Origin of the sequence: Paenibacillus sp. RC73, assembly GCF_044908085.1 — a bacterium.
GTDB lineage: Bacteria > Bacillota > Bacilli > Paenibacillales > Paenibacillaceae > Paenibacillus > Paenibacillus terrae_A.
Window position 1 is genome coordinate 1 of sequence record NZ_JBIYCV010000004.1, and the last position, 16,232, is coordinate 16,232.

The 16,232-nt window shown below is 50.8% G+C and carries 9 protein-coding genes; all 9 read left to right on the forward strand.

Annotated elements, in window-relative coordinates:
• Positions 1–1,136 precede the first annotated feature (1,136 nt).
• The 9 genes from ABH897_RS09965 (at position 1,137) to ABH897_RS10005 (ending at position 16,138) form a co-directional block, all read left to right on the forward strand.
• Positions 1,137–5,162 (forward strand): DUF5695 domain-containing protein, encoded by a 4,026-nt coding sequence (locus ABH897_RS09965; protein ID WP_404591787.1) that lies wholly within the window; start codon positions 1,137–1,139, stop codon positions 5,160–5,162.
• A gap of 117 nt (positions 5,163–5,279) precedes the next feature.
• Positions 5,280–6,578 (forward strand): alpha-glucosidase/alpha-galactosidase, encoded by a 1,299-nt coding sequence (gene melA / locus ABH897_RS09970; RefSeq protein WP_404580697.1) that lies wholly within the window; start codon positions 5,280–5,282, stop codon positions 6,576–6,578.
• A 13-nt stretch (positions 6,579–6,591) separates the two neighbouring features.
• The gene (locus ABH897_RS09975; RefSeq protein WP_404591789.1) at positions 6,592–8,418 is read left to right on the forward strand and encodes a cache domain-containing sensor histidine kinase; all 1,827 of its coding nucleotides are present in this window, start codon (positions 6,592–6,594) and stop codon (positions 8,416–8,418) included.
• Positions 8,419–8,435: 17 nt separating this feature from the next.
• Positions 8,436–10,028, forward strand: a complete 1,593-nt coding sequence (locus ABH897_RS09980) for a response regulator (protein WP_404591791.1) — start codon at positions 8,436–8,438, stop codon at positions 10,026–10,028.
• A 123-nt stretch (positions 10,029–10,151) separates the two neighbouring features.
• Complete coding sequence (locus tag ABH897_RS09985; protein ID WP_404591793.1) at positions 10,152–11,504, forward strand: ABC transporter substrate-binding protein; 1,353 nt, start codon at positions 10,152–10,154, stop codon at positions 11,502–11,504.
• A 33-nt stretch (positions 11,505–11,537) separates the two neighbouring features.
• The gene (locus tag ABH897_RS09990) at positions 11,538–12,443 is read left to right on the forward strand and encodes a carbohydrate ABC transporter permease (RefSeq protein ID WP_404520440.1); all 906 of its coding nucleotides are present in this window, start codon (positions 11,538–11,540) and stop codon (positions 12,441–12,443) included.
• Entirely contained in the window at positions 12,440–13,366 is a 927-nt protein-coding gene (locus tag ABH897_RS09995) for a carbohydrate ABC transporter permease (RefSeq protein ID WP_404520439.1), read from the forward strand. Before ABH897_RS09990 ends, ABH897_RS09995 begins: the two co-directional genes overlap by 4 nt.
• Before the next feature lie 38 nt (positions 13,367–13,404).
• Positions 13,405–14,511 carry a M24 family metallopeptidase gene (locus ABH897_RS10000; RefSeq protein ID WP_283654806.1) on the forward strand — a complete coding sequence of 369 codons (1,107 nt, stop codon included), beginning with the start codon at positions 13,405–13,407 and terminating at the stop codon, positions 14,509–14,511.
• Positions 14,512–14,614: 103 nt separating this feature from the next.
• A complete protein-coding gene (locus ABH897_RS10005; protein ID WP_404591795.1) occupies positions 14,615–16,138 on the forward strand; it encodes an Ig domain-containing protein in 1,524 nt (507 codons plus the stop codon).
• The last annotated feature ends 94 nt before the right edge of the window (positions 16,139–16,232 follow it).

The window sequence follows — 16,232 nt, forward strand, 5'->3', positions numbered from 1 at the left end:
TTTTGAGGCTATGACCTCGTGCGCAACCCCATCGTACCGAGGCGCTCGTTTTTATGCAAAGAGCAAATTATTTGTTTTACAGGAATTCTAACGGGACACGATAGTTCAATGATAAAGTGGTGGTCTGGAAATTTTCGAAGTTCAGTTACAGTTAATAGGGCTTTTTTCATTGTCTACAAAATGGGGCTTGACCATACAAAGCATGCCATTGGAATAAGCCCAGCTGATAGATTCTTTCAGCAGATTTTTCCCCATACTCTAATCCAAAAATTCTTTACATGCGCAGACTCCAAATTCTACTTTATGAGCGAATCTATCTTAATAAATACCTTCGCCTCTTGAAAACCCCATGATTCGATCACCCACTACAGCAACTAAAAAAAATTTCTCGGTTTCACGGTGTCCGTTTGTATAATCTGTTCAAACCCTGGCATATCTAAAAATGCCTCCCCTTGCTCTCTATCTAAATTCCTGTCTCTCCATCATCTGTAATCTTAATTCAGATCAATCTGTCGTAGCTTTGTTGATTGCCGACCTAACGGTATAATGCAGACCATTCACATAAAATTCTCACTTGTTTATGACCATGATTTACTCCATTCCTTTTGAGTTGATGTGTCCAACTTGTTCTATTCTTTAGTATACTTTTATAATGAAAAAAGGAGCAGGAGGGGCAACCTTTTTGCTCCTTTTTCTTTACAAATCTAGAAGGCTGCAAGCCTTCTTGCCGCTCGGCACTTGTAGTCCCCCTGCCGCCCCAATTTCCTAAAAAGGGCGATGACTTTACGGTGGTCGGTCAGCGGAGCGGGCAGAATTGTTCTGAAGAAGCGAAGCGTTCGCCTTTGTAACGGGATTTTAACCTTAACAGGTGTTATATAAATAAAAAAATCCCGTTACAACAGCGATCGGAAGAACAATCTGCACGCGCAGCGCTCGCAACTCACCGTCGTAACTCATCCCACTATAGGTTGAAATTATATATAAATCGGTTGAAAATGTTGATTTTACCAATGGACAAGTATTTGTACAATGGAGTTGTAACGCTTACATTTCCAAGGAGGTTGCGGCGAAATGAAGAGAGTTCAGGCGATTGGCAAGCAAATCAGGACCCCAAGATCCAAAAGGAGGCCGTATTGATGAAATTTAAAGGAATATTGGCAGCATTTTTGTTTTTAACCGCGGCGTCTGTACTATTTGGGACGCATACGGCGGAGGCCTATGAACTATCCAATGACAAGCTGACGATTCAGACAGGCGAGCATGGCGAAATTTCATCCATCCGTATCAAGGGAGATGCTTTCCCGACAGAGTACGTGATGAACGCAACGGTAACACCCGAACAGAATACCGCGGATCATCAGTGGCTGGGTGAGCTGATGTTCACGTACCGACTGGACGAAGGCAGCTGGACGAAGGCTTGGACGAACAAGTCGGCAGATGCACGCAAAATCACGACCAGTGGCAACCGCGTCACCGTCACGTATGAAAACTCAAGCAACGCAGAAGGCATTCGCAATTTTAAAGTCATCGAAACGTATTCAGCGGAGTCGAACGGTTCGGTGTTGTGGAATATACAGGTACAGAACACAAGTGGCAAAAAGTTGGAGATTGGCGATTTTGGCCTGCCTTTGCCATTCAATGAGCAGTGGACGAACGGTGATGCGATTTACGAGACCAGAGTCGTAACGCATTCCTTTGTCGGCAACAACAGCTCCTATATTACGGCTGGACGTCCCAGCGGCATTGGTTCTTCGCTGCTGCTGATTCCTGATTCCTCAACGGGTGCGGGCTTTGAGTATCAGGATCACTGGCGGGATGAGGAGCATCCGGGCAGCAAATGGGCCTGGAATCCGGCGAATGAAGGCAAATGGCTGGAGGGACTGAATGTATTTTATATTCACTCCAATGTGATTAAGTCCACCAACCGTGGATATTTGCCCAACACAAGTCTGATCCTGAACCCCGGCCAAAGCCGCAACTATGGCTTCAAGTTTCTGGCAGTGAAGGATGAGCATGATGTGAAAGATACGTTGTATCAAGAAAACCTGGTGGATACAACGGTTGTACCGGGGATGATCGTGCCTACGAATCAGAAGGCGAAAGTGGATCTGCGTACCAAGCAGGCGATCAGCAAGGTAACCTATCCAGATGGAACCGTCATTCCGCAGACGGACAGCAAGACTGGAGGGCACCACATCTATGAACTGAAATTCACCAAGCTGGGTCCAAACTTCATCACAGTGGAGTATGGAAACGGCAACAAGACTGTTTTACAGTTTTATGCCATCGAGCCGATTGATTTGGCGCTGCAACGGCACGCTACGTTTATGGTAGATAAAACCCAGTGGAATGTACCGGGTGATCTGCGCGATAAAGTCTTTGACGATTGGATGATGCATACCAAATCCAAGCGTAACATTTTCAACGGATACTGGGGCTGGGGGGATGATTGGGGTCTGACCCACGGACAGTTCCTGGCTGAGAAAAACACACTGTCTCCGGTTGCCAAAGAGGTACGGGCGGTAGACGATTATTTGGAGACGGCCATCTGGACGAATCTGATGAACGGGCATCATGAGGATTATTTGATTCATGATTTCCTGATGCCAGAGCCGAACGATACACCAACCTATCGGGGGTACGCTTACCCGCACGTATACAACACGTATTTCAGCATGTACAAGATTGCGAAGGAATACCCGGATCTTGTCACTTACAAGCAGCCGAAGGAAACGTATTTGCTGCGGGCGTATAACATTTTCAAAGCATTGTACGAAGGGCCGGTTGCTTACAACTGGGAAACGGGCTTGATGGGCGAACTGACTACACCGGATATTATTCAGGCACTTCATGATGAAGGCTATGATGATGAAGCGAATGATCTCAAGGAAAAAATGGATCGCAAATATAACAATTTTAAAAATACAAAATATCCTTACGGCTCCGAATACAGCTACGATAACACTGGGGAAGAGGCCGTATATACGTTAGCCAAGCAGAATATAGATACAGAGGGCGAGCAAAATAAAGCCCTGGAAATGATGAGTAAAATCAATGCCAAAACCCGTGCAGCACGCGGACATATGCCAGTATGGTACTACTACACCGATCCGGTGACGATTACCGGGGAGAACTGGTTTAACTTCCAGTACACGACTTCGCTTGCTGGATATGCGATGGATGACTGGATTCGCCATCATGAGGACAATCACCGTGAGGAACAACAACGGTTGTCCTATGCAGCTAAAATTGCCAATGTCGGAGCGATTAACTCCGGGCAAATCAGCTCGGACCCTGAGAACATCGGGGCGGTCGCATGGACGTATCAAGCGGAAAAAGGCAATAACGGAACGAACGGCACCGGAGGCGGTAAAAATGTTCCGCTCTTTAACGGCTGGCGCGGTATGAGCGGCGAGGCCGATCTTGGACTGTTCGGTGCACTCAAAACGCTAAGTGCCGACATTGCAGTAGATCCGATCTTCGGATTGACAGGCTACGGTGCGGAGGTGAGCAAAAGCGGCAACGTGTATACCATTAAGCCGCTGGATGGCCTGTTTAAGCGGGTCAACCTGATCACGGAAAAGCTGTATATCGAGCTGGACAGGGACCAATATACAGAAGCCAAGCTGGCAACATCCAAGGATTATGTATGGCTCCAGCTGAAAAATCAGACACCTGGTCAAGCACATTCCACATACGTTACGTTCGATGGCTTGAAGAAGGGAACGTATTTGGTTAAAGTAGGTGGTCAATCGCAAGGTAAATTTAATGCGTATGCACCTACCAACAAGCTGAAATTGGACATGGGCACAGCATCCTCCTATACCGTGGAGCTGACACCTACGACGCCTGATCCGAACAAGGCGCCTGTCGTAGATGCGGGTAAAGCGTCCAAGGTGAAGCTGCCGGATCCAATCATTTTGAAAGGTACGGCTGAGGATGATGGACTTCCGCAAGGAAAGGTTACAAGCGAGTGGAGTCTGGTTGAAGGGCCACAGAATGCCAAGGTCACATTCAGCAGTAAAACATCGCTGCGTACGAAGGTGGACGTTTCCGAGCCGGGAACGTATATATTCAAGCTGACAGCCAGTGATTCGCTGTTGTCTGCGGAGGCCAGAGTGAGCGTGATCGTAGAACCGGCAGCTCCGTTACTTGAACAGCTTGCGTTGTATAAGTTTGATGAAACCAGCGGTTCTGTTGCTGTGGATTCATCGGACAGTCACAATGATGCTGCCGTGAAGGGCACGGCTGCATGGGCTGCTGGGAAAACAGGCAATGCTGTCAGCCTGAATGGCAAGGACAGCTATGTGCAGCTTCCAGCGGGCATTGTAAGCCGGGCACAGCAATTGACCGTATCCGGTTGGGTCAAAGCGAACAGCCTGAGCGATTATGTACGGATTTTTGACTTCGGCTCCGGGACGAATGAATATATGTTCCTGACCCCTAAAGCCGGAAATACGATGCTGTTTGCGATTACCAACCAAGGCAACGGGCAGGGACAGGAACAGACGATTGAGGCTCCTGTGCTGCCGACAGGGGTGTGGAAACACGTTGCGGTCACTCTCTCAGGCTCCACAGGTATTTTATACGTGGATGGAAAAGAAGTGGGACGCAATACCAGTCTGACGTTGAATCCTACCAGTCTGGGTCAAACCAAAAACAATTTTATCGGTAAGTCTCAGTACCCTGACCCATACTTCGACGGTCTGGTGGATGAATTCCGCATCTACAGCCGGGCTCTGAATGCTTCCGAGGTGGCAGGTCTGGCCTCCGGTACAGCACAGAGCCTGACGGGAGCCGAGAAAATCACGGCTATAAAAGAAGTAAACGTGACGACACGTGCGGGTGAAAAACCCGAATTGCCGAGCGTGGTGGAAGCTACGTATGGAGAAGGCTCCACCAAATGGGTGGCTGTGGAATGGGAGGATATAGCCCCTGCACAATATGCTTCTCTGGGTTCATTTGAATTGAAGGGCAATGTAGAAGGAACAGAATTGAAGGCGATTGCCAAGGTGACCGTGATCGAGGCGGGGGCCCCTGTCAACTCCGGTACTCCGGAAACGCCGACAAATCCGGTTAACTCAGTAACACCTGAAACACCTGCTCCTGTCAGCTCTGCTAAATCAGCAGGGGGATTACGATCTGGAGGAAACATTGAATAGCTCTTGTTAAATAACCTTTCCCACTGTCACTTTCTTCCTGCAAAGGGGAGAGTGGCGGTGGGTATCCTTGCATTTGGAGTACAAAGCTGCGAATAAGAATGTGAATGGGGGAAAGGCATGAGCAAGATTACATTTCTGGGTGCAGGCAGTACGGTATTTGCTAAAAATGTGCTTGGCGATTGTATGCTGACACCTGCTTTGCAGGGCTTTGAGCTGGCGTTGTTCGATATTAACCCCGGAAGGCTGAAGGATTCGGAACATATTTTATCCAATTTGAAAAAAACAACGGGGAGTACCTGTGTGATCCGCTCCTACACAGACCGCAAGGAAGCGCTGCGTGGAGCTGCCTATGTGGTAAATGCTATTCAGGTTGGCGGCTATGATCCGTGTACGATTACGGATTTTGAAATTCCCAAAACCTACGGTCTGCGCCAAACGATTGCCGATACGGTCGGGATAGGTGGTATTTTCCGCAACTTACGGACGATTCCGGTGATGCTCGATTTTGCTGCAGATGTGCGTGAGGTATGCCCGGATGCATGGTTTCTCAACTACACCAACCCGATGGCTGTACTGACGAATGTGATGAACGTACACGGCGGCGTCCGTACGGTGGGGCTGTGTCATAGCGTGCAGGCGTGTATACCGGAGCTGTTCAAAAGCCTCGGGCTGGAGCAGGAAGGCGTGAAGGCGAAAATCGCAGGCATCAATCATATGGCGTGGCTGCTCGAAGTGAGCAAGGACGGTGAGGATTTATATCCCGAGATTAAAAAACGGGCTGCCGCCAAGCAGCAGGAAAAGCATAACGACATGGTACGCTTTGAGATGATGCTGAAATTCGGATATTACATTACGGAATCGTCCGAGCATAATGCGGAATATCATCCGTATTTTATCAAACGGGCATATCCCGAGCTAATCGAACGGTTCAATATTCCCTTGGATGAGTATCCGCGTCGCTGCGTGAGCCAGATTGAACGATGGGAAACGATGCGCGGGGAGCTTTTGAGCAATCAGGATCTTCGCCATGAAAGGTCGAATGAATATGCTTCGTATATTTTGGAGGCTATCGAAACGGATCGGCCTTTTACCATTGGCGGCAACGTAATGAATACAGGTTTAATTACCAATCTGCCAAAAGAAGCCTGTGTAGAGGTGCCTTGTCTGGTGAATCGCAACGGAGTTACGCCGACCTATGTCGGAGATTTGCCGCCCCAATGCGCTGCGCTCAACCGGACGAACATTAATACACAGCTATTGACGATTGAAGCTGCTGTCACCGGGAAAAAAGAGCATATTTATCATGCCGCACTGCTGGACCCGCACACGTCAGCCGAGCTGTCCATGGATGAGATTGTTTCTCTGTGCGATGACCTGATTGCGGCGCACGGAGAGTGGCTTCCAGCCTATGTGTAAGGGAGGCAGTTGAATGGGAGGCCGTGGTCGTCAAAAGTTTACCGGGATTCCTACAATTCGTGGGAAATTTATCGTACTGACACTGGTGCTCACGGTCATTCCGATGGTGGTGCTGACCTTTACCTTTTACCGGATCGCGGCCCATTCACTTGGTGAGAAGTCGGAAGCGTTGGCTATGCAGTCCCGGCAAATGAGTGAAAATTACGTCAATGCGACGCTTTCCGATTTGAACGATCTGACCAATGCCATTCTCGGCAATCCCGACGTGCAGGCCACGCTGGAGAACAAGCCGGAAGACGATTATGAATACTTACGGAACGATGAAACACTCAGCATGGTCGTTCGGGCGCAAACCCAGACCAAGCCGTATATCACGTCCTCTCTTATATATGCCGCCAATGGCGGGCCCAAGCATTCGCTGTATCAAGGGAATGTTTCGGTCCGCTTTGGCGGCCTTCCTACATTAGAGGAAGCACGTGTTTACTATCGTCGCTTGCTCGCGGATCAGCCCATGATGTGGATGGCCCATTCATCGTTCGAATCGGGACGAGGGATGGCGGATGATCGTTTATACGTCGGGAAGCTGCTTCGAAAAACGACCGGCGACTATGCACCGCTTGGATTTTTGCTGCTGGAAATTGACAAGGCCAGCCTGTTCCGGGGGCTTGCCTTTCATGAAACGGACGGCAATACCCAGATGTGGGTGCTGGATCAAAAGGGCGAGCCTGTATACCGTTTGCCGGAGCAGGCCGTTGCGGACAAGTCGCTGCTGCGGCAGATTGCCAAATCCGCTGTGGACAAACCCATGCTTACGAAGGACTGGAGAACATGGAACGGTTGTCAGACCATGATTTCCTACGGCCCGTTGAATGAAGGACAATGGACACTGCTGCAAAAAGTCGATCAGTCCGTGCTGTTCGAGGATGCGCGGCAGATTGGTGCCTGGACCATCTGGACTTTTTTAATTGCACTGGTGTCGGGCTGGATGCTGTCTTATCGGCTGAGTGATACGATTCGTCGTCCGTTGCTTCAGTTGAGCCGATTAATGGCGGTGGACGGCAGTACGAGCGCCACAAGCTCAGCCAAAGTTTCCGACGATCCTGCACCTGTTATTTTTAATCCCAAGGATGAGGTGGGGCAGATCGGGGAGCGTTTTCTTCATATGATGCAAAAAAATCATGAGCTATACGGGCAGGTCTATGAAGCATTGCTGTCGCGCAAGCAGGCGGAGTTTCGTGCGCTTCAGGCGCAGATTAATCCTCATTTTCTGTACAACACGCTGGAGTCGCTCAAGGGAATGGCGCTGGCCAACGGGCAACGGGATATGGCGGAGGTGATCGGTGCTTTTGGTAAATGCTTTCGCATCTCGCTAAGCTATGGCCGGGAGCAGATTAGCTTGGGACAGGAAGTCGAGCATGTGAGCGCCTATGTGAAGGTACAGCAGTTCAGATTTCGGAATTCGTTCGAGTGGATTTGCGAGGTGGAGGAAGATATTTGCGGGTTTTACGTACCCAAGCTTATACTCCAGCCGCTCGTTGAAAATGCCATTTACCATGGCTTAAAAGGGCGTACCGACCGTGGCTACATCATGCTGTCCGGTACAAGGGAAGGCGATGCGCTGCGATTAACGGTCAGTGACGATGGAGGCGGTATCGGAGCCGAGCGGCTGGACGATATTCGGAAGTCACTGGACGCTGAGCGGGGAAGTGCCATTGGTTTTGGACTGCGTAATGTACATGAGCGTCTTCGCCATTATGGCCCGCAATATGGACTGTCCGTGACAAGCGAGCCGGGAACATACACCTCGGTTACCTTGTGGGCACCGATTCGAACCGAATAAGGAAGGGAGAGGATGGCATGTACCGGCTGCTGATTGTGGACGACGAATATCATATTCGGGAAGGACTGAAGCTGATGGTGGCGGAAAGCGGCCTGCCTGTGCAAGTCAGTGATGTGGCGGGTGACGGCGAAACGGCATTGCGTTTATATGCGGAGCAGCGACCGGACATGATTTTACTGGATATTAATTTACCGGATATGAGCGGACTGGATATTGCAAAAATCATTCGGGAAAAGGATCAGCAGACACCTTTGCTATTCCTGACAGGGTACGAATCTATGACGTACATTCGTCAGGCGGTTTCACTTCAAGCGGTCGATTATCTGCTCAAGCCTGTGACCAGCGGGGATTTTGAAGCGGCCCTGCGGCGGGCCGAAGACCGGATTGTGCAGTTGAGAAGAAGCGAGGAAGAGGCCATTCACCGTCATCGTTTGTCGGAGCCGCTGTACAGGGAGCATTTACTGCTGGATCTGTTACAGCAGCGGCGTCCCGCAGCCGAGGTTATTCGGGAGATGGACGGGCTGGAGCTTTCCGGCGAGACTTCCGGGCCGCCCTACACCGTACTCTGCTGCGAGCTGGAAGAGACGCCGCAGCAGGAAGCAGCCGCCACGGGCGAGCTGCACGGCAGTAAGGAGGGAAGCAGCAGCGAATTCGCCGGGCTGGCTTGGGAAGCCGCCGCCGCCGCCGGGGCGAAGGCACACGGAGCGGCGGTTTCCCGGGATCGGCGTGTCGTGCTGCTGGCGGCAGCATCTTGCAGGGCGGCGGAGCGGACGGCACAGCATATCCGGCAGGCGGTACAGGAGCGGCTGAACCGTGCGGTGTCCATCGGAATTAGCCGGCCTGTAGGGCGGATGGAGCAGCTCCCCGAAGCATATGAGGAAGCTGTCCGGGCAGCGGAGCATCGGGGCTGGGTCGGCTACAGCCAGATCATCCCCTATGAGAGCATTCAGGCGGCTGAGCCGAATAGCAGTCATTTGATGGAGAAGGAGCTGCTGATGATTACGGAAATTCGGGCCGGAAATGATGCCGCCGTACATGCGATTTTACAGGAATGGTCGGGACAATTGGCGGGTTTGCCTGTCAAGCAGGTAAAAATGATCGTCACCCAGCTCGTGCTGTTCGTCATGCGGATCGTTCAGAGTGATGCATCTGTAGGACAAACGTCCATGCAGGAGCAGGACCCGTTGTTGGAGCTGTCCCGATTACGGCATGGGCCCGAGATGATTGATTATGTATCGCGCTATTTTGTCCGGGTGGGTCGCCATGTCCGAGAATCACGCGAGAAGGGCATTCCCCGCAAATTCCAACGGGCCAAGGAATGGATTCGGGAGCATCTTCAGGAGGATGGCGGGCTGAACAGCCTTGCGGCTTACATGAATATGAGTCCCAAATATTTGAGCGCCCGTTTCAAACAGGTTACGGGAGAAAGCTTTGCCGACTACCAGACGCGTGTCCGCTTCGAACGTGCCCGCGAGCTGCTGCTGGACCCGAATCGGAAGGTTGCTGATGTGGCGGAGCTTGTGGGCTTTGCGGATACGAACTATTTCAGCATTGCCTTCAAAAAGCATACCGGACTGACCCCGACGGAGTTTCGTAAAACATTTTTGTAAACGCGCTGTTAAAAAAATCATACCAAAACAAAGAGAGTCTGGAGTCGTTGGGTAGTCGGCTCCGGGCTCTCGGCGCATAATAGGCTTGTAAGGAGAATCCAGTTCAGGAAGGGGCCGATTGATTTGCTGAAACGAAGGTTACGGACATGGATGGCTCTCGTGATGACGGCGATGTTGACAGGGTTGACGGCTTGCAGCGGTAACGCTGGTGAACCGAACCCCAATGCGGTCGAACTCAAGTTCATGTACTGGGGGAGCAATGACGAGAAACAGGCAATGGAAAAAATGATCCAAAGCTTTAATGCATCCCACCCGGATATTCGAGTGAAGGGCGAGCATGTCCCGGGTGATTACACGACAAAGATTAACACGTTAATGGCCGCCAATCAGCTTCCTGATATCGCCTACCTGGGCGATTCGCTCACGATGAAGTGGGCAAGTGAAGGCAGACTTCTGGATTTATCCTCCTATTATGATGAATATCCCGAATTAAAAAACAAGCTTAAATCCTCCTATCTCTACAGCGAGCCCGGCAAGTCTATCGGCAACTACACCGCCATGGAAGTGATGCAGTTATTTTACAACAAAGAGCTGTTTGCAGAAGCAGGCGTACCCGTTCCCCCGGCTGATCCTAAAAAGGCCTGGACATGGGATGAATTTCTGGCAATTGCCAAAAAGCTGACCAAGGATCAGAACGGCAGGCATCCCGGTGACAGTAGCTTTGATCCGAAAAATATTGTGCAATACGGCTTTGCCTTCGGCAACGACCGCAGCTCATGGGGACCGCTTCTGGCGAGCAACGGCGGAGCTTTGACCGACCAAACGGGCAAGAAGTATACACTGAACAGTCCCGAGTCAGTAGAGGTATTTCAGAAGCTGCAGGATCTGGTTTTCAAAGAGCATGTATCTCCCGATTTGATCCAGCAGCAGGACATGCCATCCAATACGATTCGGCTTCAGACGAGAAAGGTCGCCATGGTGGTGGACGGAACCTGGTCGCTACTCGATTTTTCGAACAACAAGCAGCTGCAATGGAGTATCGGCGTTCTGCCGAAGCTCAAGGAGCCCAAAACGATGATCGTTGCGGGGGCCACTGTTATTTTCCAGAGCACCAAGCATCCGAAGGAGGCACTCGAGTTTTATTTGTATCATAATAATCCGGAAAAGGTGGACTTGTTCAAGTCCGGTCTGTGGATGCCTATCGAGGAAAAATATTATACAGATGAGCAGGCCATCCAATCATGGACGAATAATGCTGCTCATCCGCCGGAATTTCAGGAGGCAGGCATCGAGTATGCCAGAGATTATGCAATCAAGCCGTCCACCTCGACTCTCCGCAACTGGCCTGATATCGGTTCCAGGTTGACCCCGGGGCTGGACCTGATCTGGACGAACAAGAAGACGCCGCAGCGGGCGCTGGATGAGCTGGAGCCCATCATTCAGCCATTGCTTCAAGGAGTATACCCGGATGAATAATCTGGCAGGACAGCAGCGAAAGGAGATCGGCCCATGAAGCGACAAAAATCAGGGATGATGCGCATGGAACGCAACTGGGGTCTGCTATTCGCGCTTCCTGCCATCCTGGGCTTAATGATATTTACGATTGGACCAATCACGGCCTCGTTCGTATTCAGTCTGACCGACTGGACCATTGGCGGACAGATGAACTTTATTGGACTGGACAATTACCGGACGATTCTGACCGAGGACTCCACCTTTTCCCAATCCATGTTCGTGACCACGTATTACGCGCTGGGTAGCGTGCCTCTCGGGTTGGTGGCGGCGTTTATCATTGCGCTCTTATTAAACCAAAAGGTGAAGGGCCTGTCCGTGTTCCGCACGATTTATTATCTGCCCACGATTGTGCCAAGTATCGCCAATACGATGCTGTGGCTGTGGATGTTTAATCCCGATTTTGGCTTGCTGAATTCATTGCTGGAACACGCCGGATTGCCGGGAAGCAAATGGATTTACGACGAAAGCACGGCGATCCCCTCCCTGATCATGATGAGCACCTGGGGAATCGGGAACACGGTCATTATCTTTTTGGCAGGGCTTCAGTCGGTTCCCACCCATTTGTATGAAGCGGCTGAGGTGGATGGGGGCCATATGTGGCACAAATTTATTCATATTACGATTCCTTCGATGACACCGACGATTTTCTTCAATCTGGTCATGTCCTTAATCAGTACCTTTCAGGCATTCAATCAGGCGTATGTCATGACGAACGGGGGCCCTAACAATTCGACCCTGTTTTATGTATTCTACTTGTGGCGCACGGCCTTTACGGAGACAAAAATCGGCTATGCGTCGGCGCTGGCCTGGATCTTATTTTTCGTCATTATGGTGCTGACCGTCCTGATTTTCTCCACGTCCAAAAAGTGGGTTCACTATGAAGGGAGGGGACGTTCATGAATCAAGTCGCTTCTTCTGTCAACGATTCACCAACACCAAAGCATCCGCCTCCACAGCCTGAACGCTCCCGCAGTCCTGCTACCACTACCCGTGCCAAGCCTCTTAAAATCAGTCGTGTTCTGCTGTACGTTGTTTTAATGATGGGCAGTATTTTAATGCTGTTGCCATTTGTATGGCTCATTCGCAGCTCTCTAATGGGCACATCGCAAATTTTCGTGTTCCCGCCAGAGTGGATACCGTCTCCTTTTCAATGGAGCAATTACCCGGAAGCGCTGACCTCTGTGCCGTTCGGCAGGTATTTTATGAATACGTTCATCATTGAGGTATGTGTGCTGGCAGGAGTGATGATGACTTCAATTGTATCGGCGTTTACCTTTGCCCGCCTGCGCTGGCCCGGACGTAATCTGATTTTTTCGCTGCTGATCGGGTCGATGATGCTGCCTTACGCGGTGACACTCATTCCGACCTTCGTTATGTGGCGTGAGTTGGGTGGGCTGAATACGTTCCTGCCGCTGATTGTTCCCGCATGGTTTGGCGGCGGAGCGTTTAACATCTTTTTAATGAGACAATTCATGCTGACCATTCCACGCGATCTGGACGAAGCGGCTTATATGGACGGGGGCACACCTCTGACCGTACTATGGCGCGTCATTATTCCATTGTCTTCACCCGCGTTGATCGTGATCGGGATATTTACTTTTATTGATGTGTGGAATGATTTCCTAGGCCCGATTATTTATTTGAGTGATGAAAAGCATTTTACATTGGCGCTGGGCTTGGCGACTTTCCGAGGGCTGAACAATACAAATTGGCCTTATCTGATGGCGGCTTCCAGTACGATTTTGGCTCCCATTGTCCTGATTTTCTTTATCGGACAACGCTATTTTATTGAAGGCATCACGTTGACAGGCATCAAAGGCTAGTAGGAATTGAAACTACAATTCAGGAGGTGGCAGTGGCTTTGGAAAAGCAAATTCGTTCGACAAAGCTGGTACAGGGTGTTCCGGGCAGATTAGCCCGATTACGGTCGGAGTTTTCGGCGCTGGGTATAGATGCGCTGCTCATTACACATGGACCCAATCGGCGTTATATGACGGGGTTTACAGGATCGGCTGGGATTGTGCTCATTACAGAGGAAAATGCTTTTCTGGTGACGGATTTCCGCTATATGATGCAGGCAACCGATCAGGCACTGGAATATTCGGTCATTCGGCATGAGGCACAAATTTTCCAGACGGTGGCTGATCTGACAGACAAACTGGGCGTTCACAGACTGGGATTGGAGAGCCGCCATGTCTCACTCCAGCAATCGAGTCAGCTTCAAGCCGTGCTGGGTTCGCTGGAATATGTGCAAACGGAGGATGTGATTGAACAGCTGCGTGATGTGAAGGACGATGAGGAAATTCGCACGATCAGCGAAGCGGCGCGTATCACTGATACCGCCTTTACGGAGGTGTTGAACTACATTCAGCCTGGGGTTACAGAGCGGCGGATTGCGGCGGAGCTGGAATATCGGCTGCGGCTGGCGGGCGCGGAATCGGGCGGTTTTGCGTTCATTGTTGCTTCGGGGGAGCGTTCGGCACTGCCGCACGGACTGGCCAGTGACAAGGAAATTGGTCTGAACGAGTTCGTCACGATGGATTTTGGTGCAAATGTGCGCGGCTATCTGTCCGATATCACGCGCACGGTATTCGTCGGTAAACCGTCAGAACGCCATGAGGAACTATATGCCATTGTGCTGGAAGCGAATATGAAGACGATTGCAGGACTTCGCCCTGGATTAAGCGGCCGGGAGGGAGACAGTCTGGGACGGGATGTAATTGCCTCGTACGGCTATGGGGAACATTTTGGTCACGGATTGGGCCACGGCTTTGGTCTGGAAATTCATGAGCAGGTACGCCTGTCCCGCGAAAGTAAGTCGGTGCTCGTACCGGGCCATGTCATTACCGTGGAACCAGGCATTTATATCCCCGGCTTCGGCGGGGTTCGTATTGAGGATGATGTACTGATCACAGAAGACGGTGTAAAGGTACTGACCTCTTCGCCAAAAGAGCTGCTTTTATTGTGAGCATTTTGCATACATCCCAAGAGCGCTGGGAATCGAATGATGCAAAATGCTGTAAGAACATGTCTGGTCTTCCAGTCATCCAAAAACGATATGGAGGGATCGTATGAACATGCAAAGAAGACGCACGAAAATATGGCTGACCGCACTGGCGGCTTTTCTCATCATTGCTTTGACCCCAGCCATTCCGGGTCAACAGGCATATGCCGAGGCGGAATCGGATGCAAAAGTAATCGACATCTTTAGCCGGACGGTGAACGATATCGGTATAGATCTGGTCGATTGGCAAGGCTATCTTGCGAACCCGTATGTGAAACTAAAAGTAAAGCCACCTGCGGACGCCGCTTTTCCAGTGACGGTTACGCTGAATGCGCAGGGCACATCCCGGCTGATGATGGATTTGCCAAGTACGTTGTCGGCGCAAGGCGCGAGCAAAACCTTGACCTTTGACAACGCGCAGGAGGAAAAAGAATTCCGACTAGCCATTCATCCCGACCGGATCGGAGGAAACGGCGAAATAGAACATTACACGTTGTCTATGTCCGTTGCCGGGAATGATGGGCAGACGACCATGCAATCTATTCCGATTCGGGTGTTGGATCAGGACGATAATGAAGATCCGAAAGTACCCATTCATTTTGACTACCGCTTCGATACGATTATGCCCTATTTCAATGACGCTTCTACCAGAAAGGCCGCAGAGCTGGCGGTGAAGGACTGGTTCTATTTCTTTGATCTGGATTCCTTCGACGAGGTTCCTGCCAATGCAGAGGTAAACCATCTGCCGGGAGACGATTGGCAAAATGAGATACAGGTGACGAATGATAAGCCCTATAAGGGCATGTGGGTGTTTATGAGAGGTTTGAATGGACCTTATTCTACAGGCTTTCCGGCCGATAACGGCAATTATCATACACGCAACGGGGTGACCGTGCCGGGGAACTTAAACCGTTCCTACAGTTTGATTTTGGATTTCTATGATGATGCAATTCCATTCACATCGGTGGACGATGAGGAATGGTATCAATCCGATCTGTCCAAGGTGACAGATGTACACGGACTGATTATGCATGAATTCGGCCACGCGATTGTGTTCAGCGACACGTTCCCGGGCGTCAAGGCGCTGAAGGAGGCCGCAGGCAATGACCCGGACATTATGGCCTATCAACACAGAGCGGCTGCGTTGGACGACAGCTATCATCTCTCCGGGGATATTGCAGAGGTCGATAGACTGAGCGGACAAAATGGTGGCTGGCGTCATATGTTCCCGACCCGACGCTGGATGAACACGAAGCTTTCGTTGCTGGTAGCGGAAAAAGCAGGCTGGCCGCTGCGTAAGGATCTGACTCCTTTCCTTGCGCCGGAAATCGTTACGAAGGAACTGCCTGAACCCGTCAAAGGAAAGGCCTACATCGCCAAGCTGGAGGCCAAGGGGGGTGTACCGTTTTACGATTGGACTGTGACAGGCGGCGAACTGCCCGCAGGTTTGAAGCTGGATCGCTTCACAGGAACGATCAGCGGCACAGCAGACAGCGGAGCAGAGAACAAGACGTATACGTTCACTGTACAGCTACGGGATTATGACGAGCTGAGCAAGCCTGTGACCCAAAGCTTTAAGCTCAAGCTGTAACTGAAAATAATCCATTCGGGGGCAAAGTCGGCTTGATTAGATGCGTATGATTATGATGTACTCGGGCTGGAGTGGTCGGAGGGAGGGGAAACGA